The organism is Gilliamella sp. HK2 (genome assembly GCF_001690265.1).
GTDB lineage: Bacteria > Pseudomonadota > Gammaproteobacteria > Enterobacterales > Orbaceae > Gilliamella > Gilliamella apicola_C.
The window spans coordinates 125,563-148,917 of the sequence record NZ_LZGV01000079.1 but is presented as its reverse complement, the minus strand read 5'-3'; the positions used below and the strand labels follow the sequence as shown (position 1 = coordinate 148,917).

Below are 23,355 nucleotides of genomic sequence, written 5' to 3'. Positions count from 1 at the left end.
TAGCCGTCTTTAGCAATATTTCTTCCACTTACATTATTGATGCTACCATTATAATAGACTTTCACACTATTAAATTCATCAAAAACTTTGCTAATTTTCTGTTTATCAATTTCAACATTAGCAAAAGCACATGAATTAAGTGTATAGTAGCTTAATACTGATAATAGTTAAAGTAAAAAAACTTTTTATATTTTAATAACATATTTATTTCCATTGTTTTAATTATTTATTATTGTTTATTTTGTTAAAAAACTAAAATTTAGTCGATAAGTAAAAACTTAATAATTGTTAGATTATTAATTAATCTAACATTTAACTATAGTATTTATTTTTATATAAGCTATTTAACCATGATAAAAAATTATGTTCTGTATTTTCAATCTAAATTAGTATTTCATCATTAAGATAAATATATTTGAATTATAATAAAATGGGGTTGCAAAATGATTAAGAAAGTTAAAATAAATGTTAACGGTCGTGTGCAAGGTGTAGGATTTCGTTTTTTTACTTATCAGCAAGCCCAAAAACTGAATTTAGTTGGTTATGTTCAAAATTTAGATAATGGTGATGTTGAGATTATAGCTCAAGGTGATAATTTACAAATAAGCAAATTAATAAAATGGATTGAAAATGGCGGTCCTGCATCAGCAAGCATTTCACTTGTCAATATAGTTGAGTTAAAGCCACAAAACGATTTAACTTCTTTCAATGTGCGATATTAATTTAATAAAAAATAAAGTAAAATAAATAAAATTTTGGGCATTTGAAATAATAATTTCTTATTAATGTGATTAACATATGTTATGAATAAAAAAAATCTGATCTGTTTTTTACTTCTCGTCATTGTTATTGGTGTTTATTACAATTATCAAAAAGGAGATGAGGCAATAAGTCAATCAGCTAAAAATACATCAGATAAGCCGATTTATCAAAGTGATGACATGTTAACAGATATTTACGATTTATCTGGCGAACTTGTATATAAAATCGAATCAAGCAATGTTAGATATTTTGATGATGCCGGTAAAACAGCATTTGATTTGCCTAATTTGACTCTTTATGATCAAAATCATGTCGCTACATGGCATATAAAAGCGAAGAAAGCAGAGCTGACTAATGATAAACTTCTTTACCTTTATACTGATGTGCAGTTAGATAATTTGACACAAGAAGCCCAATTAAAACAAGTAAAAACAGATAATGCAGTGGTTGATTTAACTTCACAGATAGTGACATCAAAAGATCCTGTCATTATTAATGGAGTGGGATTTTATTCAACAGGTGTTGGATTAGCTGGGGATTTACATGCAAAAACAGCTAATATACTTGAAAATGTAAAAACATATTATAATACTGAGGCAAAATAAAATATGAGTTCGCTAAAACAAGTTGTTTTTTCATTAATTTTATTGCTACCTATCTCTTTAAGTAGTTTTGCAAATGAATCCATTACGCAATCAGAAAATTCAAAAATTTTTGCCGATAACAAACCTGTTGCGATTGATGCTGATAATCAGCAGATTGACATTGAAAATAATACGATTACATTTATTGGTAACGTTGTTATTGTTCAAGATGGGTTAACGATAAAAGCTGATAAAGTTGTAATCACTGATATGCAAAACGCAGAAAAACAAAAAATCACGGCTTATGGTAATCCTGTAAGTTATAAGCAAATTTTACCGAAAAAAAATAAGATCGTAACAGGACAGTCAGCGCAAGTAATTTATAATGTAAAACAAAATAATATTGTGCTACAAGGTCATGCCGAATTATTTCAACAAGATAATCATATTGTTAGTGATCTGATTACTTATGATATTAAAAAACAGCAAATATTTGCTCAACCAGGTAAAAATAGACGGGTAAAAAGCACTATCATCCCAAGCCAAGTTAAAGAGATGAACAAATAAAATGTCAATTTTAAAAGCGGAAAATTTAGCTAAAGTATACAAAAAACGACGTGTAGTTGAAGATGTGAGCTTAACTGTTAATTCTGGCGAAATTGTTGGGCTATTAGGACCAAATGGTGCCGGTAAAACGACGACGTTCTATATGGTGGTTGGTATTGTGACCTTAAATGCAGGAAAAATCTATCTTGATGATCATGATATTAGCATTTTACCGTTACACGAACGAGCACAAAAAGGGATTGGCTATTTACCGCAAGAAGCCTCAATTTTTAGAAAATTGTCTGTAATTGATAACATTATGGCAATTTTAGAAACACGGAAAGATATTGATAAAAAAGAAAAAATAGACCGTGCTGAAGAATTACTTGAAGAGTTTCATATTACCCATATCCGTGACAGCATAGGGCAATCGCTATCTGGAGGTGAAAGGCGCCGAGTTGAAATAGCAAGGGCATTAGCCGCTAATCCTAAATTTATTTTGCTTGATGAACCTTTTGCTGGAGTGGATCCGATTTCGGTAATAGATATTAAAAATATCATCAAGCATTTACGTGATCGTGGGCTGGGCGTTTTAATAACTGACCATAATGTTCGTGAAACATTAGATGTTTGTGAGCGAGCTTATATTGTTAGTAAAGGTCATTTAATTGCAGAAGGTACACCGAGTAGCATTTTAAGTAACGAAGATGTAAAACGTGTTTACTTAGGAAATGAGTTCAGATTATGAGCAAACCCAGTTTACAACTGAATGTCTCTCAACAATTATCTATGACGCCACAATTACAATTGGCGATCCGATTATTGCAGTTGTCAACTTTAGAATTACAGCAAGAAATTCAAACTGAACTTGAAAATAACCCATTACTGGAAATTGCCGATCAATATGATGAAATTAGCGTTAAACAAAATGATGAAATTGAACATATTGATACGCGTGAAGCCTTAGATAGCCAAGAAATTCCTGACAATATTCCACTTGATGCATCTTTAGATGATATTTATACCGCAGGTACCCCATCTGGTACTAATTCCGATTATCGCAATGATGAATTGCCTATTTATCAGGGCGAAACCCACGAAACGCTACATGATTATTTAGAGTGGCAACTTGAGCTAACTCCTTTTAGTGAAATTGATCGGGCGATTGCCGTTTCTCTTATTGAAGCTATTGATGAACGAGGCTATTTAACTGTTTCAACTGAAGAAATACTTGAAGAACAAGGTAATGATGAAATTGAATTAGCTGAAGTTGAAGCCGTATTAAAAAGAATATGGAATTTTGATCCCATTGGTGTTGGTGCAAGAACATTGCAGGAGTGTTTGTCTATTCAAACTCAACATTTAGTGTCGCCACCACTTGTTAAATTAATTATTGATAATTATTTAGATTTATTAGCAAATCGTGATTATAGAACGTTAAAAAAAGTATTAAATGCTAACGATGAGCAGTTAAAAGAGGCCGTCGATTTTATACAACACTTACAGCCCTATCCCGGTGATTTTATTAATATGTCTGCGCCAGATTATGTGATACCTGATGTTTTAGTAAAAAAAGTGAATGGAAGCTGGGTTGTTGATTTGAATAATGACATAATGCCGACCCTACGCATAAATCAGCAATATGCGGCGATGGAAAAGACAGTAAGCGAAAGCGATAGCCAATATATCCGATCACATTTGCAAAATGCGAATTGGTTTATTAAAAGTATTGAAAATCGCAATGAAACTTTACTAAAAGTAAGCCAATTTATTGTAGAACATCAGCGGGAGTTTTTCGAACTGGGCACAGAATATATGAGGCCAATGATTTTATCTGATGTTGCAAGCGCAATTGAAATGCATGAGTCAACGGTTTCTCGAGTGACAACTCAAAAATATTTACAATGCCCGACGGGTATATTTGAATTAAAATTCTTTTTTTCTAGCCATGTAAACACACAATCAGGTGGTGAAGCCTCGTCGACGGCTATTCGTGCTTTAATTAAAAAATATATATCAGCAGAAGATAGTAAAAAGCCACTGAGTGATAGCAAATTAGTTTCGTTACTTGAAGAACAAGGTATTATTATTGCTCGCCGAACCGTAGCAAAATACCGTGAAGCCTTATCAATTCCACCATCAAGCCAACGTAAACAGCTTTAAATTTAAAGCTGTTTACGGCAACGGATTATTTTAAATGACTTTTTCAGTTTCAATAATCATCATATCCGTAGTAAAAGAACCATCAGCTTGAAGTTCAAAATAACTTTTTGTATCGTCAGCTGCGGTTTCTTGGTAAATTCGTATTGCCTCAATTAACTGTTCAGGAGTACGCATTCGTTTAACCCATGTATCAAAAGAGAGTGTTAAACGGTGGCGAGCTATATTATTAATGATGAAACCCGCTTCAGTTAAAAAGGTTAACCATTCACCGGGGGTATAGTCACGAACGTGTGATGTGTCACGCAAGGCTTCAACAGTTTGTAGCCAAACATCTAATACAGGATGACCAGGTGAAACAACATCCATAATAATTAATTTACCACCAGGTTTAGTTATTCGATGGAGCTGTCGAATGCTTTTACCTACATCATGCCAGTGATGTGCTGAATAACGGCTGACAACAATATCAAATTGATTATCAGCAAAAGGGGGATATTCAGCATAACCTTGCTTAACGGTTATATTTTGTAAACCACGCTCTTTTGCTGTTTGCGCGACAACCGATAACATTTCATTTGAAAGATCATAGGCAGTAACATGTTTAACATATTTTGCTGCAATAAAACTGACATGACCTGCGCCACATCCCATATCAAGTAGACTTGCCTCGGAATGTGGGATAAGTAGGTTAGATAAATATTCAAGATCAGGTCCTTGCGCATGTACTTTACTGGTTAAATAAGCATTGGCTTGTTCGCCAAACTGCTGTTTTACATTATCATGATGTGTTGCCATTGGTAATTCTCATTATTGGATTGGGCGCAAATAAACGCCCAAAAGTTGAAATTAAGCTAAAAATGACGGGATTTTCTGTTCAAAGTCGCTAATCGCTTCTTCATGTTGTAAGGTTAAACCAATATTATCTAAACCATTTAGTAAACAGTGACGTTTAAAGGCATCAATTTTAAATGGATATTGCTTGTCTCCAGCCGTGACGATCTCATTGACTAAATCAATGGTAAATTCAATACCTTCATTTGCTTCAACAATTTTAAATAGTTCATCGACATCTGCTTCGGATAAATTAACCAATAATAACTGATTGTTAAATGAGTTATTATAAAAGATATCGGCAAAGCTTGAGCCGATAATGGCTTTAAATCCATAATCGGCAAGCGCCCATGGCGCATGTTCACGAGAAGAGCCACAACCGAAATTTTCTCGCGCCAATAAAATGCTGGCGCCTTTATAGCGGGGTTTATTCAAGACAAATTCAGGGTTAGGCTGCTCGCCAGCATCATCTAAAAAGCGCCATTCATGAAAGGCATGTTTACCAAATCCAGTGCGTGTTACTTTCTGTAAAAACTGTTTTGGAATGATTGCATCTGTATCAACATTAGCCGCATCCAAAGGAACGACTAGCCCAGTATGTTTTGTAAATTTTGCCATGACAGCTCTCTCCTTAAAATGGTTTGCGAATATCTGTAAAATGACCAGTAATCGCTGCGGCAGCTGCCATTGCTGGGCTAACTAAATGTGTTCTAGCATCACGCCCTTGGCGACCTTCAAAATTACGGTTGCTGGTTGATGCACAGCGATCTTCTGGTGCTAATTTATCATCGTTCATTGCAAGACACATAGAGCAACCCGGTAAGCGCCATTCAAATCCTGCATCAATAAAGATTTTATCTAACCCTTCGGCTTCAGCTTGTTCTTTTACTGGTCCTGAACCGGGTACAACTAATGCTTGTACACCTTCAGCGACTTTACGGCCTTTAGCAATTTGTGCAGCAGCTCGTAAATCTTCTATACGTGAGTTTGTACAAGAACCAATAAACACTTTATTGATTTTAATATCTGTCATTTTGGTGCCAGCAGTTAATCCCATATAAGTTAATGCACGCTCGGCAGAATGTTTTTCAATAGGATCAGCAAAATGATCAGGGTTCGGCACGGTTGCGTCAATTGAAGTTACTTGACCCGGATTAGTTCCCCAAGTAACTTGTGGTGCGATATCTTTGCCTTCTAACGTCACAACGGTATCAAAATGTGCACCTTCGTCGGTTTTTAGTGTTTTCCAATAAGCAACCGCTTTGTTGAAGTCTTCACCTTTTGGTGAAAATTGACGATCTTTTAAGTACTCAAACGTGACTTCATCTGGTGCAATTATGCCAGCTTTAGCACCCATTTCGATTGCCATATTGCATAATGTCATGCGACCTTCCATTGATAATGCTTTAATCGCATCTCCACAAAATTCAACCACATGCCCAGTACCACCCGCGCTAGTGGTTTTGCCAATAATCGCTAAGATAATATCTTTGGCGGTGATTCCGTCAGCAACTTGACCTTTGACTTCGATTTTCATGGTTTTAGCTCTGCCTTGTTTTAAGGTTTGAGTGGCTAACACATGTTCAACTTCGGAAGTACCAATGCCAAAAGCTAATGCACCAAAGGCACCATGGGTTGCGGTATGTGAATCGCCACAAACGATTGTCATACCCGGTAATGTCATTCCTTGTTCTGGTCCAACTACATGGACAATACCACGTAATGGGCTTTGTAAATCATATAACGAAACACCAAACTCTTTGGCGTTTTTTGCCAGTTCAGTTAATTGAATGCGCGCCATTTCGCTACAAGCATTTAAATCATTACTTTTGGTTGAAGTATTATGATCCATCGTCGCAAAAGTTTTATGAGGCTGACGAACTTTACGATTCATGGCACGCAAACCATCAAAGGCTTGTGGCGAGGTGACTTCATGAACTAAATGACGATCAATATATAATATGGGTGTTTCGTTTGGTGCTTCATAAACGACGTGTGCATCATATAATTTTTGATACAGTGTTTTTGACATTGCATATTCCTTATTATTTTTACAACTTAACTGCGTTGGGTTTTAGACATAATTTTATGAATACTAAGCTTAATTAGTCGCATTTAAGAGGGATACAAGTAGTTGTTTATTCTGCCTACTTGGCTTATCCCTAAGTGATACAATAAATAACATCAATCTGATTAAATGAGCTTACAAATTATGTCTCCCATTTCGTCAGTTGAAATCGGTTGTTCTTTTTGGGCTAAATCAATAGTACGGTAGCCTTGCTCTAATGCTTTATTTACTGCGGTTTCGATAGCTGATGCAATATCATCACGTTTGAAACTGTAACGAACTAATAATGCCAATGACAAGATTTGTGCAGCTGGATTGGCTATGTTTTTACCCGCAATATCTGGCGCACTACCACCTGCTGGCTCATATAGTCCAAAACCTTGCTCGTTCAAACTAGCCGACGGTAACATACCCATTGAGCCAGTTATCATAGCGCATTCATCAGACAAGATATCACCAAATAAATTTGAACATAAAATTACGTCAAATTGTGAAGGATCTTTAACTAATTGCATCGTAGCATTATCGATATACATATGCTCAAGTGTAACATCGGGATAGTTTTTAGCGACTTCGCTAACCACTTCACGCCATAAAATTGAGGTTTGTAGTACATTGGCTTTATCAATTGACGTCACTTTTTTTCGGCGTAAGCGAGCTGCTTCAAAACCCATTTTAGCGATTCGCTCAATTTCAAATCGGTGATACACTTCAGTATCAAAAGCCTTTTCTTGAGCACCGCTACCTTCGCGACCTTTTGGCAAACCAAAATAGATACCACCAGTTAATTCGCGCATACATAGAATATCAAAACCACGTTCAGCAATATCGGTGCGTAATGGGCAAAGATCTTCTAAACCTTGATATAAACGAGCAGGGCGCATATTAGCAAATAATTTGAAATGTTTGCGTAGTGGTAATAACGCACCGCGTTCAGGTTGTTGGTCTGGTGGTAAGTTAGTCCATTTAGGCCCGCCAACAGATCCAAATAAAATCGCATCAGCTTTTTCGCATCCTTCTAGTGTTTCTTTCGGTAATGGGCAGCCATGAATATCAATTGCTGCACCACCAACATCATATTCACTGGTCGTAATGGCAAGTTGATATTTTTTGCGGATAACTTCAAGCACTTTATAAGCTTGTTTCATTACTTCTGGACCAATACCATCACCAGGAAGCACTGCAATATGGTAGTTTTGTGACATATTTTATTCCTTTATAATCTCATTTAATCTGATTATTTTGTTCAACAATTAACAAAATAATATAATATTAATCATGGTGTAATTTTTGTTTTTCTTGTGCAACTTGATTTGCTCTATACACATTATTTAATACATTAATTAATGCGAGCGCTGATGAGTGAACAATATCGGTTGCAAGTCCAACACCATGGAATTTACGCCCTTTATAATCGGCAACAATATCAACTTGTCCTAAGGCATTTTCGCCTTGTCCTTTAGACGCTAATTGATATTTGACTATTGAAATAGGTTCACCAGTAATGCGATTTATGGCTTGGTAAACAGCATCAACAGGTCCATTACCCGTTGCGGCATCGGAAAATTTGTTATCTCCAATGATCAAACTAACCGATGCTGTAGATACAACGGTTGAGCCAGATTGAACATTGAAGTAATCCAAAACATAATGCTCTTTTTCATCTTTTAGTTGATTGATAAATATTAATGCTTCTAGATCATAATCAAAAACTTGACCTTTTTTATCGGCAAGTTCTAAAAATGCTTCATAGAGTTGATCTAAATTATAATCTTTATCGTGATAACCTAATTCTTCAAGGCGATGTTTAACAGCAGCTCGCCCTGATCGAGATGTTAAATTTAATTGAATTTGATTTAACCCGATTGATTCAGGTGTCATGATTTCGTATGTTTCTCGATTTTTTAGCACACCATCTTGGTGGATCCCTGAGGAGTGGGCAAAAGCATTACTACCAATAACAGCTTTGTTAGCTGGAATTGGTGTATTGGTTATTTGGCTTACTATTTGACTGGTACGATAAATCTCTTGATGATTAATATTGGTATGAACATTTAATATATTTTGACGGATTTTAATGGCCATGATGACTTCTTCAAGTGCGGTGTTACCCGCACGTTCGCCTAAGCCATTCATCGCCCCTTCAATCTGCCTAGCACCTTCTTGAATCGCGCTAATCGAGTTAGCCACCGACATGCCCAAGTCATCATGGCAATGAACAGAGATAATCGCCTGATCAATGTTTGGGACACGTTCAAATAAGGTATGAATAATGCCACCAAATTGATAAGGGACAGTATAACCGACAGTATCTGGAATATTGATCGTTTTTGCCCCCGCTTTAATTGCTGCTTCAACGATCCTACATAAGTTATCAATTGGGGTACGGCCTGCATCTTCACAAGAAAACTCCACATCATTAGTATAATTACGTGCACGCTTAATACAGTGCACTGCTCGTTCAATGACATCATCAAATGTCATTTTTAATTTATCTTTGACGTGTAAAGTTGATGTTGCCATAAAGGTATGAATACGAAACTCATCAGCAACCTTTAAGGCTTCTGCTGCAACATCAATATCTTTATCGACACATCGAGATAAAGCACAAACTCGGCTATCTTTTATTGTTTTAGCAATCGTCTGTACTGATTCAAAATCACCTGGTGATGAAATGGGAAAACCAACTTCCATTACATCAACTCGCATTCTTTCTAACGCTAGCGCAATTTGTAGTTTTTCTTTAACACTCAAACTTGCTTGTAATGCTTGTTCACCATCACGTAGTGTGGTATCAAAAATAATGACATGATCGCTCATTGTTTTTCCTTATTATATATTTTAGCGCTATCTCGGTATTTCAAGTTAAAAAACAAAAAACCCGCACTTTAGCGCGGGTTCTTGTTAATCTGTCGAGTTGTTTAATAAACTATCTTTTTTACTCCACACACAAGCCATCCGCGCAAAATGATGCGAGAAGAAGGCTGAGGAGGAGAGAGTATAATTTAATCAACACACGAATTCCTAAATTTAACTAATTAAAAAGTGAATTGATTATATTTTTACCAAATGATATAAGTTGTGTCAATGATTATTTAAAATAAGACGTGTTATCAAACGGAATAGAAAAAGGCTTAACAACTACAATCAATTTATCTATTGCATAAATAAGTTGAGCAATTTATGGCTAAGCTTATAATAGTGCTATCTTTCTTTTATTGAGGATGAATATTATGAATATAGTTGATATTTCTCAAAAACGTTATACGACCAAACACTATGATCAAACTAAAAAAATTCCAACTGACCAATTTGACCAATTGTTAACCGTTTTAAGAAACAGCCCATCATCGGTTAATTCACAGCCATGGCATTTTTATGTTATTGATAACGATGCAGCCAAGAACAAAATCTTACCTGCTATTGCTGAATTTAATCAGCCAAGAATAACAGGCGCTTCCCATACTATTGTTTTTTGCATTAAAACGCCATTAGACGAAACCCATTTGGTCAATTTGTTGAATCAAGAAGATAAAGATGGTCGATATCCATCGGCGGATCTTAAACAAGCACAAGATCAAGGTCGTCGGCACTTTGTCACACTCAATAGCGCGACCATTGAATCACAACAATGTTGGGAAAGTAAACAAATCTATCTTGCCTTAGGGCAATTACTTTTTGCCGCCGCAGCAATTGGCGTGGATACAACCGCTATTGAAGGGTATGATGCTACTAAAATGGATGAAATTTTAGAGCTTAAAAGTAAAGGGCTTAAAAGTGTCGTGGTAGCAACATTAGGTTATCGAGCCGAAAATGACGGAAATGCTCACCGACCAAAATCACGCCTACCCAAAGAGCAACTTTTTACTTTTTTGTAAAATAATAAGATCACAAATTGTACCCTCCGCTTAAAGCTGTAATAAGGCGGAGGTTCTTTTGCCATTTCTTTGTTTTTATTCTACTTAATTGGAATTAATATACCTGCGATATAAAAATTGTTATTATTTTGATCTTCTTTACAAATCTTAACAAAAAAAATTTATTTTTTTCTTTAAATTGTCATTGTATTTTGATTATACTTAATCGCCTATATCGTATAAATAGTTATAGATTAATTTGGTTTTTTAAAAAGTTTTTTAAATCTGCTATTGAATTTAGTTAAACTACTACGTTTAAAGCACGTTTAAAGCATCAAACAAAGTCAAATAATTTAGTCAGCGAAGAAAAATAATGAAAATAGCTCAACTAGCCTTACAAACAACACTACCACAATTGCAAAAAAAGCGTTATGCGTTACAAGCAATTGCTACTTTATTGTTAGGGATAACGATATCAGATAATGTCATTGCACTAACCGCAACCACAACAAAAGAGATTCAGGGCAACAAGCCTTATTTGCACTTTAAGGCAAATCAGGATAACCAAGTTGGCAATAAGCTGAACAGCTTAAATGAGCTACTTGGCTTGAAGATACCAAGTGAAACAAATAATGGTGAATTAAAACAAATTGGTATTATGGATTCAATCTCGTACGGTGGAAAACCGTTAAGAGTTCCAGAGGGTACAAAATTATCAGATATTATTGCTCTGGTTGCCGCGGACAGCAAAGAACATGACATCGCTACATTACTACAAGTAGTAGACGATGATGGTGATGCCTCTATAGCTGAGAACGCAACTGTTCTTGGTTCGTTAAAGGCAACTTGGAAAGATGGCTATGAAGAAGTTGTGAGCGATTTAAATCAGGAATTAACACAATGCGGAGGGCCTTATACCTTAGAATTAAGTATAAAAGATGTCGCTGCAACCACCAAGTATGGTATTCCCAATACTAATGATTATGGTAGCAAACCTCAAATTGCTTACCAAGTTATGCTTTTAGGTGGTCCAAAATTATGCTACGCTCAACCAGATCGTATTGATGTTTATTTAGAGGCTGGAGATGTAACTAAATATCCTAAAGGTTATAACTCTGCAATCTGGAATGGTGCTGGTTATAATGAGGCTAATCGATCTCGTGTAGGATTTATAGCCGAGTCATTTCGACCTATTACTGGTTTCGAAGGGGTTAAGTTTAACTTAATCGGTTCAGGGGGTAATCAGTCAAAATACCGTTGTATACTTGATGAGAGCAATATCACTAATTGGGTAACTTTGTCAGGAAACGGAAATAAAGCATTGGGTGCAGGTTGTAATATTACTTATAATAGTCGTCTTAAACCGAAGACCCCATTATCCATTAATATGGAGTACACAGAAGATAATGGTAATAGTTGGATAAATATTGGTAAAGTGACTCTTCCGATACCTGAGAAATGGGCAATTCTTGTTGATCATAAGAATTCTAGTGAAAGTAAAGGTTTTATTGAAAAGGATAAGTACCCGGCGTTTGATGAATGTCGTAAAATTATTGATGGTCATGCAATACCAGCAACAACACGAGATCAAGTTAATGATTTTTCTGACGCAGGAAAAGCTTGGCGGCAAAAATATCTGTATAGAAGGAATGAATTAATTAATTCGCTTGATGCTGATTTACCAGAAGGTACTGCTACACTTCCTACACAAGGGACATATAGACCTTCCCGTGATTTAGGTACATTTCTAGGAGAATGGGGAGCCGCCTCGATATATAGTCAAGGCGGCGGGGATTTTATATGGACATCTGAAATGTACCGAGCCGATAAGCCTTTTTCTATTAATGGATGGGCTCTAAGAGGTCAGATTTCTGGTGATGAGTATGACCTCGGTTCTGCTCAGTCCTCTCAAACATTCTGTCGAGGCGAGAATATCCCCTAGAAAATTAATACTAGAATAGTTATTTGTTTAGGTTATATTATTGGGTTATTTATTTTATAACCCTATTATTTGATAGCTTTTCTGCTGATGGTGAGCATTACCTCTAGTTGGAGAATGCTCATGGTGTCTTGGTATCTAAAATATATTTATCAATTATAACTTATTATCTTGAAAGTGAAGTGTTATGTGTTTGGAACCATATTGATATTTTAATGGCATCCTTTCAAGCGACTGCATTATTAGTAACTATAATAAAATAGTAACTACAACAAAATAGTAACTACAACAAAAACGATCCACGGCAACGCTTCTTACTTAACTTTTGAAGAGGGAAAATTATAGCTAACTCGACTGATGCGCTATTAAATATTAAATTGTCAGATGATAGGTAATATATAGCATTGGTAATAATTTTTCATCGGAAGATAACCCCACTGGCTCCTGTTGTAGGTCAAAAAGTAAAAGAGATAGAGAAATTTATTTCCCCAATAAATTCTATGATTCCATTAAAGGATTTAATTTCAATCAACAGATTTTGGCAAGAAGATGATGGAGATAACTCAATCTCTGTAACAAGTGATCTTACCTTGGACGTATAAAATATTGATGGAAAACAGTTAATGTAAGTACAGAATCAGATCTCTGTTATGTATCTTATAAAATCATCTTAACCAGTGATAATGGCATTTTATCTATTTAAGATGGAGAGCCTAGAGCAATTGGTTTTTTTAGGTGGCAGCGGTGCTTACTATCTAACAGCCAAAGCTGTTGTTTCTTAGGCATGTTTTGCTCAACCAACCAAATAGTGATTTTGTCTGTGATGATATCTCTTTTGACAACTGGAGTACCAAGCCTTATTGGGCTAGTGTACAAAATTACACTGTTTTTTCAAAACAAGATAATGTTAATACTATTATTTTGCGCATAAAGAGAGCTGCGTGGTGTTTGTGCATTAATTCGTCATTTTTTGTGGTGTTGATAATTTAAACGGTTATTATTTGTAATTTATTGATGTATAAGCAATTAGTCAGATTATTACAAATAAGCCTAGACCCAAGAAGTAGAATCGTTACAATATACGCTATCAATTATGTAGTAGACATTTAGTTTACCATCTTTTAACAAAATAAACGGACGATATTTTATGGCGCAATATGTTTATACCATGAATCGAGTAGGGAAGATTGTTCCCCCTAAACGCTATATTTTAAAAGATATTTCTTTAAGTTTTTTCCCAGGAGCTAAAATTGGGGTGCTGGGTTTAAATGGGGCAGGTAAATCAACATTATTACGCATTATGGCGGGTGTTGATACTGAAATTGAAGGCGAAGCCCGACCACAACCTGATATTAAGATTGGCTATTTACCGCAAGAGCCTAAGCTTGATCCTAAGCAAACCGTGCGCGAAGCGGTTGAGCAAGCCGTTGGTGATGCTAAAAAAGCACTTGCTCGACTAGATGAGGTATACGCCGCTTATGCTGATCCTGATGCCGATTTTGATAAATTAGCCAAAGAGCAAGCGGAGCTTGAAGCAATTATCCAAGCGCAAGATGCCCATAACCTTGATAATCAATTAGAGCGGGCAGCCGATGCATTACGCTTACCTGCTTGGGATGCCAAAATTGAAACATTATCTGGTGGTGAACGCCGTCGAGTGGCAATTTGTCAGTTGTTACTTGAAAGACCTGATATGTTATTAATTGACGAACCAACCAACCATTTAGATGCTGAATCGGTTGCATGGCTAGAGCGATTTTTACATGATTACGAAGGTACTGTTGTGGCCGTTACTCATGACCGTTACTTTTTAGATAATGTGGCAGGTTGGATTTTAGAACTTGACCGTGGTGAGGGTATTCCATGGGAAGGTAACTACTCATCTTGGCTTGAACAGAAAGATCAGCGTTTAGCACAAGAAGCCTCAACGGAATCGGCTCGCCGAAAATCGATTGAAAAAGAGCTTGAGTGGGTTAGACAAAATCCAAAAGGCCGTCAAGCCAAAAGTAAAGCTCGTTTAGCAAGGTTTGAAGAACTTAATAGCAACGATTACCAAAAACGTAATGAAACGAATGAATTGTTTATTCCACCTGGGCAACGTTTAGGGGATAAAGTGATCGAGGTTAATAATTTAACTAAATCGTATGGCGATCGGGTACTGATTGATAATCTGTCTTTTAGCATTCCCAAGGGGGCAATTGTTGGTATTATAGGTCCAAATGGAGCTGGGAAATCAACACTATTTAGGATGCTATCAGGTAAAGAACAACCTGATTCAGGAACCATTACTTTAGGTGAAACCGTGCAGTTAGCTTCGGTTGATCAGTTCCGCGATAATATGGATGATAAAAAAACGGTTTGGGATGAAATCTCAAACGGTCAAGATATTATGCGTATCGGCAATTTTGAAATTCCTAGTCGGGCTTATGTTGGTCGTTTTAACTTTAAGGGGGTAGATCAGCAAAAACGTGTTGGTGAACTTTCAGGTGGTGAAAGAGGGCGCGTACATTTAGCCAAATTATTGCAAGTGGGTGGCAATGTTTTGCTGCTTGATGAGCCGACCAATGATTTAGATGTTGAAACATTGCGTGCACTTGAAAATGCTCTGTTAGAATTTCCGGGGTGTGCATTAGTTATTTCACATGATCGCTGGTTCCTTGATCGCATTGCGACTCACATTTTGGATTATCAGGACGAAGGACATGTTGAATTCTTTGAAGGTAACTTTACTGAATACGAAGAATGGAAAAAACGTACACTCGGCGCTGAGGCATTAGAGCCTAAACGTGCTAAATATAAGCGAATCACTAAATAGGTTTAATTTTCATTTCATTCCGCCAATGTCTGTTGGCGGAATAGCGTTACTTTCCTGATATCGTTTTTCAGATAGTTTAAAGCCTATTTTTAGATGCTTTAATGATTTTGGCAAAGGTGTCAGTGAGCAAGCGTGGGATGGCAGTTATTCCCCGTGCTTTTGCATCATCACAAATAGCAATAGCGAGATCTGGCTTTGAGCTTTTATGGATGGCTTTTTGAATAATTTGATGTACAGGTAGATCGATATGCTGTGTTGTGTTGTAAGCAGCAAGTTTATAAACATGACTAAATCCATGTTTAAATAAAAAATTTTCAATATCACGAGCGGGTAAAACGGTTAAGTAGTCATTAGGATCTTTATCTTCACCGCCCAGTGATTTGACGGTATCTTCATATTTTTTACCCGCCATATCGCCATCAGTAATAACATACCAATGAATTCCCATTTTATTGGCATATTTTATCAGTGGTTTTAACCCACATTGTGCAAACTCAATTAGCTGAACGCCTTCAGAGCTCAAATGATAACCACTTTGCTTTGCTAATTCACGTAATAACCAAACTTCGGTTTCACCTTCAACTAATAGCCAACAACGAGCAAATAATGCACTAGAGCGTCGATAAAGAATATGAAACACAATACGGCGACTATCACTCATACTTAATGATGTAGCAGTAATATGTTTTGCGACAATTTTATCAGGCAAGCGAATTAATCGGTAAAGACTTTCTAATGGAAATAATGAGACTAAATCACTTGAGTTTGAGGTAATAATTTTTTGTGTAGGGAAGTTTTTTAGTAACCGAAATGCGACAGATAAAATGATGGGGTGTAGCGAACTTTCAGGCTCTTGTAAAATTAAAATCGGCATTGAACTTTGTAAAAGTGAATAATCGCCTTTAGCATCAATAATCGATCCAAAAATGCCTAAAAATACCGTCCGTAAATAATCATTATCAAAACTGTCTAATATATCATTAATTTGTTCTAAAACGTTCCAATCCTCTGCGCTTGGCGAGCTTTTTAGGGGGGATTGCTTATAATGATAGCGGTGTGTTTGATCGGCAAAGTAATATTCTAATAATGAGCGTGCAGCTTGCAGACCCCGAGCTAATTCATCTTGCGTTAATTTGGCGCAATGTGCTTTTAATTGGCAGGAAAGTTGCTCAATGTTTTTTTCAGATTGTGGCTGATTAGTAATAGGTAATTGGGCTTGATCCATAGCATTTTTAAGCGCCATAACTGGATTTAGGCTGATTAAAAGTGCAATTAACGATCTTTCATTTTCAATATTACATGGTTTGCCTTGTAAATTGAGCAATTTATGTTGTGTGATAATTTGATTGTTTTGTTTATTAGCCGAAATTTGATAAGTAATGCGATGCAGGTTATCTTGTGTTGATAGATAGGAAACAGCGCGTAATGGCTGATAATCTTTATGGTTTAACTCATTTAAATGCGATTGGCAATAAGTGACGGTAATGGTGATATTATCGACATTACCGTCGTGTTGGTCATGATAAAAATCAGAATCAACAAATTGATAAAACTTATTATTGAGTGATAACAGTTGTAAAGCGCTAATTAAACTTGATCGCCCCCAACGGTTTTCGCCTATTAGTACGCTAGAACTTGCATTGAATTTTAACGATAGCTGGCTGATACCTTTAAACCCACAAATATCAATTTGTTCAATAAACATAGCAATCCTTATTTAAAGATGGTATTTTTCGGTTCGCTTACGAATTCGCTCCGATTTTTTGTGTGCACTGTTAATTAGTGGTTGTTGTTCTTGCAAAATGGTTTTTAACGATTTATCAAAATAAACTTTTAAAAATAAAAGAATATCGCGGTTAGTCAAGCCAATTTTAGTCGACGAAAAATACAGCCCAATAAGATCTTTATCTCGCCAACGGGTTGGTACTTTATTGCGAGTTTGTGCTCGGTGCAAATCAATAACCGATAATTTAATTTGTTGTTTATTTTCAAATAAGGGTAAATCCAACAAAAAATGACACAAATAACAATCACGATGATTAACCCCCGCAGCGTGCATTTTTGCCACCATTTTCGCTAAATAAATAATTAAAGAACGCTTTAAATGATAGCTAGGTGGCTGAGTGAGCCATGGCTTGGTAAAATCTTCTAAACTAATTGTTGGATTAAGATCTTTGGTAATAATAAACGAATGGCGTGTTAGTGGATTTAAACCTTTACGGCCAAATGCTCGCCCATCCATAGTATTAACGCCAGCTTGCGCTAAACGATGAATGGCATCCCATTCTTGCTTGGCATCTAACACGGGTAGACGTAACGATATGAGGTTTTTAATAATCTCTTTAATCGTTGTACCCCGATGAATTTTAATAAAATAAGATTCACCCTCAAGCTCAAAATTTAGCGTTTTACGTTGCTTAACAGCACGATATACTTTACCCGAGATTAACTCGATTTCTGCAAAGGGATCTTTACCTGTCCATAATTGCTGAAAAGGCGATTTGAGTTTTATTTCATTCATCATCGTTACAACCTAAAATAATATCGGTGGCGCGCGTGGCTAAATCGTATAGATCAGCCGTTTTCCCGTAGTTAATCGCATTATGATGCCATGTTAATAATTGATCGTGATTAGTGATAGCATTTTTAACGGCCTGATTGAGATCCGATTGTACAAAAGGCTCAGCAAGAACCACACCAGCCTTGGCATCGTGTATGTGATAAGCATATCCCGAAACACCCGATACAATAACGGGGACACCAGCAGCTAATCCTTCGACTAAAACCATACCAGCAGCTTCTTGCCTTGCTGGATGCAATAGTAAATTAGCTGAAAATAAAATATCGGCAATGTCATCACGGCCCGCTAAAAAACGGACTTGCTGATCAATCCCCAGTTGTTTTGCTTGTTTTTGATAGGCTTCTGGTTTGTCTTGCCCTACCACTAAAAAAGTAACTTTTTGCTTTAATTCATAGGGTAAAGTCGCAATGGCGGTTAGTGAACGATCAACGCCTTTGCGTTTAAAATCCGAGCCAATTTGCACAATCACAAAACTGTGTTCATCAATTTGATTGGTTTGTCTAAATTGCTTGCCTTTAGCGATCGACTCAGCATTATATTGGCGATCTTGAGCAATGCCAGGCGGTAACAGATAAAACCTTGATAGATCAGTATGATAATATTTAACAAAGTCAGCGATTTGCTGCTTAGTTAAAAGCATCACTTTAGTTTGGCTATGTTGATTAAACACCGCATCTTCAAAGGCTAAATAGTGTTTACAGCGTTTTGATAACTTATATAAAAAGCCTTTATGGGTCACTTTATCTGCATAACAGGTATCGCCCGCAAAATAGACATCTAAGTCAGGCATTTTATTAAATCCAACTACACAATCGACGGGGTTTACTTGCAAATGAGCTTTTACCCAATGGTAATAAGATTGATTACGATTATGGTTAGATAAGCCTTTTTTTGGAACCAAGATAATATCAAATCCAGCAGGCTTATCACCTTGCCATGCCATTACATAGATCCGGACGTGGTGGCCACGAGCTTGACAAGCCCTAGCTATTTGCAAAAAATCACGTTGTAAGCCACCAAAAGGAAAATATTTATAGATACAAAATGCTAGTTGCATGCAGGTTGCCTCAAGTTTGAAAGGGGTATTATATACTTGTTGATAAGCAAGGTGCAAAAATAGCTGATTTTAATAAAAGAAGAACAAAAATCAGTCAGAAAAGCTATTGATTTTATTGAAGTTTTTATTTTTAATAAAATCAATAACTTACTTTGGTTTAACCAACAAAAAATTCTTAACAAACCCTATTAATAACATTCAAGCTACGCCTTAGTCTAAATTAAAAAAGTATTTTAATTGTCGAATTATTTAGTTAATATTATTACGTTATTAAAGTATATGATTTTTTATTTTAAAACTATCATCCTCAAACATAACGTTGCTTGAAGTAAAGCAACTAACTTCGTAAAATAAGCAAAATTTTATTTCTGGTCTATTATGCAACTTCATCTAGTCGTTAATACTTTTGGTTCCGATCTTCAGCGCCGATATGGGGAAAAAATCTATAAACTCACCTTGCATGGTGGGTTTAGTTGTCCAAATCGTGATGGCACTATTGGCATGGGGGGATGCACTTTTTGTAATGTGGCTTCAATTATTGATGAATCTATTCAAGTGAAATCAATTGCTGATCAATTGGTATCACAAGCTCATCAAATGAAAAAATCCAAGCGCTATCTTGCTTATTTTCAAGCTTATACTAGCACTTATGCCGAAGTTGCCATACTAAAAAATATGTACGAGCAAGCGCTAAATAGTACTGATATTGTTGGGCTTTGTGTTGGTACTCGCCCAGATTGTGTACCCAGTGAAGCGCTTGATTTGCTTGCTAGTTATCAAGCTCAAGGTTTTGAAGTTTGGTTAGAGTTGGGCTTACAAACTGCTCACGATAAAACCTTACATGATATAAATCGTGGGCATACTTTTCACGATTATCATCAAACCGTACAAAAAGCGCGTAAGCTTGGCATTAAAGTGTGCACTCACTTAATTATTGGGTTACCTAAAGAAACCAAACAAGATAACTTAATAACTTTAGAACAAGTGTTAAATAGTGGTGTTGACGGCTTAAAGTTACACCCTTTGCATATTGTGGATGGTAGCATTATGGCAAAATCGTGGCGGGCAGGTCGCCTTGAGGGTTTGTCTTTAGCACAATATGTCGATATTGCAGGTGATATTATTCGTCAAACACCAGCAAATATTTTATATCATCGTATTTCAGCTAATGCGAGAAAACCCACCCTGCTTGCGCCAGATTGGTGTGAAAATCATTGGCAATCGATGAACGCTGTCGATCAGAATTTACGCCAGTTTGGTGCTCAAGGTAGCGCCATTGGGGATTGCTACAGTTTTAAGCTTTAGCCGTTCTAGAAGTGGCTAACAACTATAATCTATAATAATATTAACATCATTAATAACGGCGAGTTAAAGTAGAAATGGATTTTATGGATATGGAAATATTATTGACGATATTTCTTGATCCTTGCCAAAATATTGGTTGTGTTTACCTCGATAAATAACTTACAAAACATGCAATGCTGGACAAAACTTTACATTACGTTATACTTGTTAACGAAATTAACCAGACAATCGCTGCTTTGTTGTAGTCCTTTATTAAAGGAGACGAACAAAGGGGAGGAAAGTCCGGGCTCCATAGGGCAGAGTGCCAGGTAACGCCTGGGGGGCTTTTGCGAGAGCAAAAGTTTACGACAAGTGCAACAGAGAGCAAACCGCCGATGGCTTATTAATAAGATCAGGTAAGGGTGAAAGGGTGTGGTAAGAGCACACCGCGCAATTGGTAACAGTTGTGGCATGGTAAACTCCACTCGGAGCAAGGTCAAATAGGGATTCTTTGGCGCGGCCCGCGTTGAATCCGGGTAGACTGCTTGAGCTAATACGTGAGTATTAGCCTAGAGGAATGATTGTCCACGACAGAACCCGGCTTATCGGTTAATTTCAATTTTTCTTAACTTTGCTCATTAATACTATTTTTTGGTCGAATTTTTTAATTTATTCTTCTGGGCTAACCAACGTTTTAATACTAGCCAAATCGAAAAAATCAAGCCGATTACTAATAAGAACACTGGGATCAGCATTAATAGCGACATAATTTGCTTTTCATAAGTTTTGAAAATAGGCGATAACCCAAATAGATAGCCTAATGTCACAATTAAGGCAATCCATAATGTTGCACTAATCCAATTATAAATATGGAATTTTCGGCTATGTAGCCCTGACAACCCTGCCATCATCGGTAACAATGTACGTACGAAAGCAATAAATCGTCCAATAAATAGAGCCTGTAATCCGTACTTATGGAATAATACTTCAGATTTATGATGGTATTTTTCAGGAATATGAGCCATCCAATTTTGCACTAGTTTAGTATTGCCAAGCCACAGTCCTTGCGCATAACCTAACCACGTTCCAAATGCTGCGCCAGAAATTAAAATAAGGTTGATTAAACCAAAATGGAATACATTTTGACTAATTAACACACCAGTTAGAAATAATAAGCTATCACCGGGTAAAAAAGCTGCGGGTAATACGCCATTTTCTAAAAGAATAATAACAAATAACATACCATATAGCGTCCATAGCACATTAGGATTTGAAAGTGTTGCTATATCCATGTTAACAAATGCTTGGTAAAGTGTAATTATGGTTTCCATTTATTTTAATATCCCATCCTCATATTATTTTTATTGGCTAATGGTACCACCAACGGTTAAATTATTCACTTTTAATGTAGGTTGTCCGACCCCAACAGGAATGCTCTGTCCTGCTTTACCACAAACGCCAACACCAGAATCTAATTCAAGGTCATTACCAACCATTGACACCTGTTGCATTGTTTCAATGCCAGAACCAATTAGTGTTGCACCTTTTACTGGTGTTGTTATTTTGCCTTTTTCAATCAAATAGGCTTCTGAGGTTGAAAAGACAAACTTACCAGAGGTAATATCTACCTGTCCTCCCGCAAAATTAGGGGCATATAGCCCATAATCAACACTGCTAATAATATCGTCAAAGGAAGAATTGCCAGCTAACATATAGGTATTTGTCATTCTTGGCATCGGTAAACACGCATACCCTTCACGACGTCCATTACCAGTTGAGTATGTATTCATCAATTTTGCGTTGAGTTTATCGAACATATAGCCCTTTAAAATGCCATTTTCAATAAGCACTGTTTTTTGGCTAGGCGTTCCTTCATCATCAATAGAGAGTGACCCGCGTCGATTTTCGATAGTGCCATCATCAACAATAGTACACAATTCTGAGGTAACTTGTTCACCTATTTTTCCTGAAAAAACCGAGGTGTTTTTGCGGTTAAAGTCACCTTCCAAGCCATGCCCTACCGCCTCATGCAACAATACACCAGGCCAACCAGCACCTAAAACAACGGGCATTGTTCCTGCTGGCGCTGCTTTGGCTGAAAGAGCAACAAGTGCTAGGCGTACCGCTTCTCGAGTGTAGCTATCAACATAACTTTCTGTCGTTTTAGGGTTAATGGTTAAAAAATATTCATAACCAAATCGCCCACCACCACCGCTACTTCCTCGTTCGCGTTTACCTGATTGTTCAACTAGCACAGAAACAGATAATCGAGCCAAAGGCCGAATGTCAGCACGTAATGTACCATCAGTCGTTGCGATTAAAATATCTTCGTAGCTCCCTGTTAAACTGCATGATACTTCGATAACTCTTGGGTCAATTGAGCGCGCCAATTTGTCAACTTTTTGCAACAATGCAATTTTCTGCTCTTGAGAAAACGAATTGATTGGGTTGATTGAAGGGTATATTTGCACTGTTTGCGTAGACTTAAACGGAGTTACTACTATAGGTGTTTGTAATTTAGTTATTGAATTTGCTGCTAATACACTTTGTTCTAAACGTGCTAACGAAAGTTGATCTGTATATGCAAACCCCGTTTTTTCACCGATAATAGCCCTAACGCCAACTCCTTGATCACGGTGAAATGAGGCATTTTTTATAATACCATCTTCAAGTAACCAACTTTCATAGTAACCCGATAAGAAATACAAATCACCAAAATCAATTTGCCTTGCGCTAAGCATATCAAGCAGATGTAAAAGATCTTGTTGGTTTAGATTATTTGGATTGAGTAATTGTTCACTCACTTGATTTAGTATCATAAATTCCTTAATTTTTAAATGTGGATGCGAGCTTGTTTATAATTGATTA

At 36.5% G+C, this 23,355-nt stretch carries 19 protein-coding genes and 1 other RNA gene; 10 read left to right on the top strand and 10 right to left on the bottom strand.

Features of this window, described 5'->3' with window-relative positions; all coding sequences use genetic code 11:
* Nucleotides 1-443 precede the first annotated feature (443 nt).
* The 5 genes from yccX to A9G45_RS07780 all read left to right on the top strand — a co-directional run bounded on the left by yccX (nucleotide 444) and on the right by A9G45_RS07780 (nucleotide 4,055).
* On the top strand, nucleotides 444-722 hold the full coding sequence (gene yccX, locus A9G45_RS07800; RefSeq protein ID WP_141673640.1) for an acylphosphatase: 279 nt from the start codon (nucleotides 444-446) through the stop codon (nucleotides 720-722).
* A gap of 81 nt (nucleotides 723-803) precedes the next feature.
* Entirely contained in the window at nucleotides 804-1,367 is a 564-nt protein-coding gene (gene lptC / locus A9G45_RS07795) for an LPS export ABC transporter periplasmic protein LptC (RefSeq protein WP_065567757.1), read from the top strand.
* 3 nt (nucleotides 1,368-1,370) lie between these two features.
* The gene (lptA, locus tag A9G45_RS07790; protein ID WP_081297864.1) at nucleotides 1,371-1,913 is read left to right on the top strand and encodes a lipopolysaccharide transport periplasmic protein LptA; all 543 of its coding nucleotides are present in this window, start codon (nucleotides 1,371-1,373) and stop codon (nucleotides 1,911-1,913) included.
* 1 nt (nucleotide 1,914) lies between these two features.
* Complete coding sequence (gene lptB / locus A9G45_RS07785) at nucleotides 1,915-2,640, top strand: LPS export ABC transporter ATP-binding protein (RefSeq protein WP_065567756.1); 726 nt, start codon at nucleotides 1,915-1,917, stop codon at nucleotides 2,638-2,640.
* Nucleotides 2,637-4,055 (top strand): RNA polymerase factor sigma-54, encoded by a 1,419-nt coding sequence (locus tag A9G45_RS07780; RefSeq protein WP_065567755.1) that lies wholly within the window; start codon nucleotides 2,637-2,639, stop codon nucleotides 4,053-4,055. The genes lptB and A9G45_RS07780 overlap by 4 nt, the downstream gene beginning before the upstream one ends.
* 30 nt (nucleotides 4,056-4,085) lie before the next feature.
* On the opposite strand, the gene A9G45_RS07775 is transcribed toward A9G45_RS07780, so the two are convergent.
* From A9G45_RS07775 to leuA, 5 genes are all read right to left on the bottom strand, one after another.
* On the bottom strand, nucleotides 4,086-4,850 hold the full coding sequence (locus tag A9G45_RS07775) for a class I SAM-dependent methyltransferase (protein WP_065567754.1): 765 nt from the start codon (nucleotides 4,848-4,850) through the stop codon (nucleotides 4,086-4,088).
* Nucleotides 4,851-4,901: 51 nt separating this feature from the next.
* Entirely contained in the window at nucleotides 4,902-5,504 is a 603-nt protein-coding gene (leuD, locus tag A9G45_RS07770) for a 3-isopropylmalate dehydratase small subunit (RefSeq protein WP_065567753.1), read from the bottom strand.
* A 13-nt stretch (nucleotides 5,505-5,517) separates the two neighbouring features.
* A complete protein-coding gene (gene leuC / locus A9G45_RS07765) occupies nucleotides 5,518-6,918 on the bottom strand; it encodes a 3-isopropylmalate dehydratase large subunit (protein WP_065567752.1) in 1,401 nt (466 codons plus the stop codon).
* Between the two features lie 161 nt (nucleotides 6,919-7,079).
* A complete protein-coding gene (gene leuB / locus A9G45_RS07760) occupies nucleotides 7,080-8,159 on the bottom strand; it encodes a 3-isopropylmalate dehydrogenase (protein WP_065567751.1) in 1,080 nt (359 codons plus the stop codon).
* Nucleotides 8,160-8,226: 67 nt separating this feature from the next.
* Complete coding sequence (leuA, locus tag A9G45_RS07755; RefSeq protein ID WP_065567750.1) at nucleotides 8,227-9,774, bottom strand: 2-isopropylmalate synthase; 1,548 nt, start codon at nucleotides 9,772-9,774, stop codon at nucleotides 8,227-8,229.
* A 413-nt stretch (nucleotides 9,775-10,187) separates the two neighbouring features.
* Between leuA and nfsB the strand changes: the two genes are divergently transcribed.
* From nfsB to ettA, 3 genes are all read left to right on the top strand, one after another.
* Nucleotides 10,188-10,832: an oxygen-insensitive NAD(P)H nitroreductase gene (gene nfsB, locus A9G45_RS07750; protein WP_065567749.1), complete on the top strand. Its 645-nt coding sequence runs from the start codon at nucleotides 10,188-10,190 to the stop codon at nucleotides 10,830-10,832.
* A 352-nt stretch (nucleotides 10,833-11,184) separates the two neighbouring features.
* The gene (locus tag A9G45_RS07745; protein WP_065567748.1) at nucleotides 11,185-12,753 is read left to right on the top strand and encodes a hypothetical protein; all 1,569 of its coding nucleotides are present in this window, start codon (nucleotides 11,185-11,187) and stop codon (nucleotides 12,751-12,753) included.
* Between the two features lie 1,144 nt (nucleotides 12,754-13,897).
* The gene (gene ettA / locus A9G45_RS07735; RefSeq protein ID WP_065567746.1) at nucleotides 13,898-15,565 is read left to right on the top strand and encodes an energy-dependent translational throttle protein EttA; all 1,668 of its coding nucleotides are present in this window, start codon (nucleotides 13,898-13,900) and stop codon (nucleotides 15,563-15,565) included.
* A gap of 76 nt (nucleotides 15,566-15,641) precedes the next feature.
* On the opposite strand, the gene A9G45_RS07730 is transcribed toward ettA, so the two are convergent.
* The 3 genes from A9G45_RS07730 to A9G45_RS07720 are packed head-to-tail and all read right to left on the bottom strand — an operon-like array spanning nucleotide 15,642 to nucleotide 19,203.
* The gene (locus A9G45_RS07730) at nucleotides 15,642-17,270 is read right to left on the bottom strand and encodes a DUF2813 domain-containing protein (RefSeq protein ID WP_065567745.1); all 1,629 of its coding nucleotides are present in this window, start codon (nucleotides 17,268-17,270) and stop codon (nucleotides 15,642-15,644) included.
* A gap of 12 nt (nucleotides 17,271-17,282) precedes the next feature.
* Nucleotides 17,283-18,086 (bottom strand): lipopolysaccharide core heptose(I) kinase RfaP, encoded by an 804-nt coding sequence (gene rfaP / locus A9G45_RS07725; protein ID WP_176700423.1) that lies wholly within the window; start codon nucleotides 18,084-18,086, stop codon nucleotides 17,283-17,285.
* Complete coding sequence (locus A9G45_RS07720; protein WP_065567743.1) at nucleotides 18,079-19,203, bottom strand: glycosyltransferase family 4 protein; 1,125 nt, start codon at nucleotides 19,201-19,203, stop codon at nucleotides 18,079-18,081. The genes rfaP and A9G45_RS07720 overlap by 8 nt, the downstream gene beginning before the upstream one ends.
* Nucleotides 19,204-19,581: 378 nt before the next feature.
* On the opposite strand from A9G45_RS07720, the gene A9G45_RS07715 reads away from it, so the two are divergent.
* Entirely contained in the window at nucleotides 19,582-20,508 is a 927-nt protein-coding gene (locus A9G45_RS07715) for a TIGR01212 family radical SAM protein (protein WP_065572387.1), read from the top strand.
* Between the two features lie 212 nt (nucleotides 20,509-20,720).
* An RNA gene (rnpB, locus tag A9G45_RS07710) (RNase P RNA component class A) lies at nucleotides 20,721-21,108 on the top strand.
* A gap of 23 nt (nucleotides 21,109-21,131) precedes the next feature.
* On the opposite strand, the gene A9G45_RS07705 is transcribed toward rnpB, so the two are convergent.
* Nucleotides 21,132-21,818, bottom strand: coding sequence for a DedA family protein (locus A9G45_RS07705; RefSeq protein WP_065567741.1), 687 nt, complete (start codon nucleotides 21,816-21,818; stop codon nucleotides 21,132-21,134).
* Nucleotides 21,819-21,848: 30 nt separating this feature from the next.
* The gene (tldD, locus tag A9G45_RS07700) at nucleotides 21,849-23,306 is read right to left on the bottom strand and encodes a metalloprotease TldD (RefSeq protein ID WP_065567740.1); all 1,458 of its coding nucleotides are present in this window, start codon (nucleotides 23,304-23,306) and stop codon (nucleotides 21,849-21,851) included.
* Nucleotides 23,307-23,355: the final 49 nt, after the last annotated feature.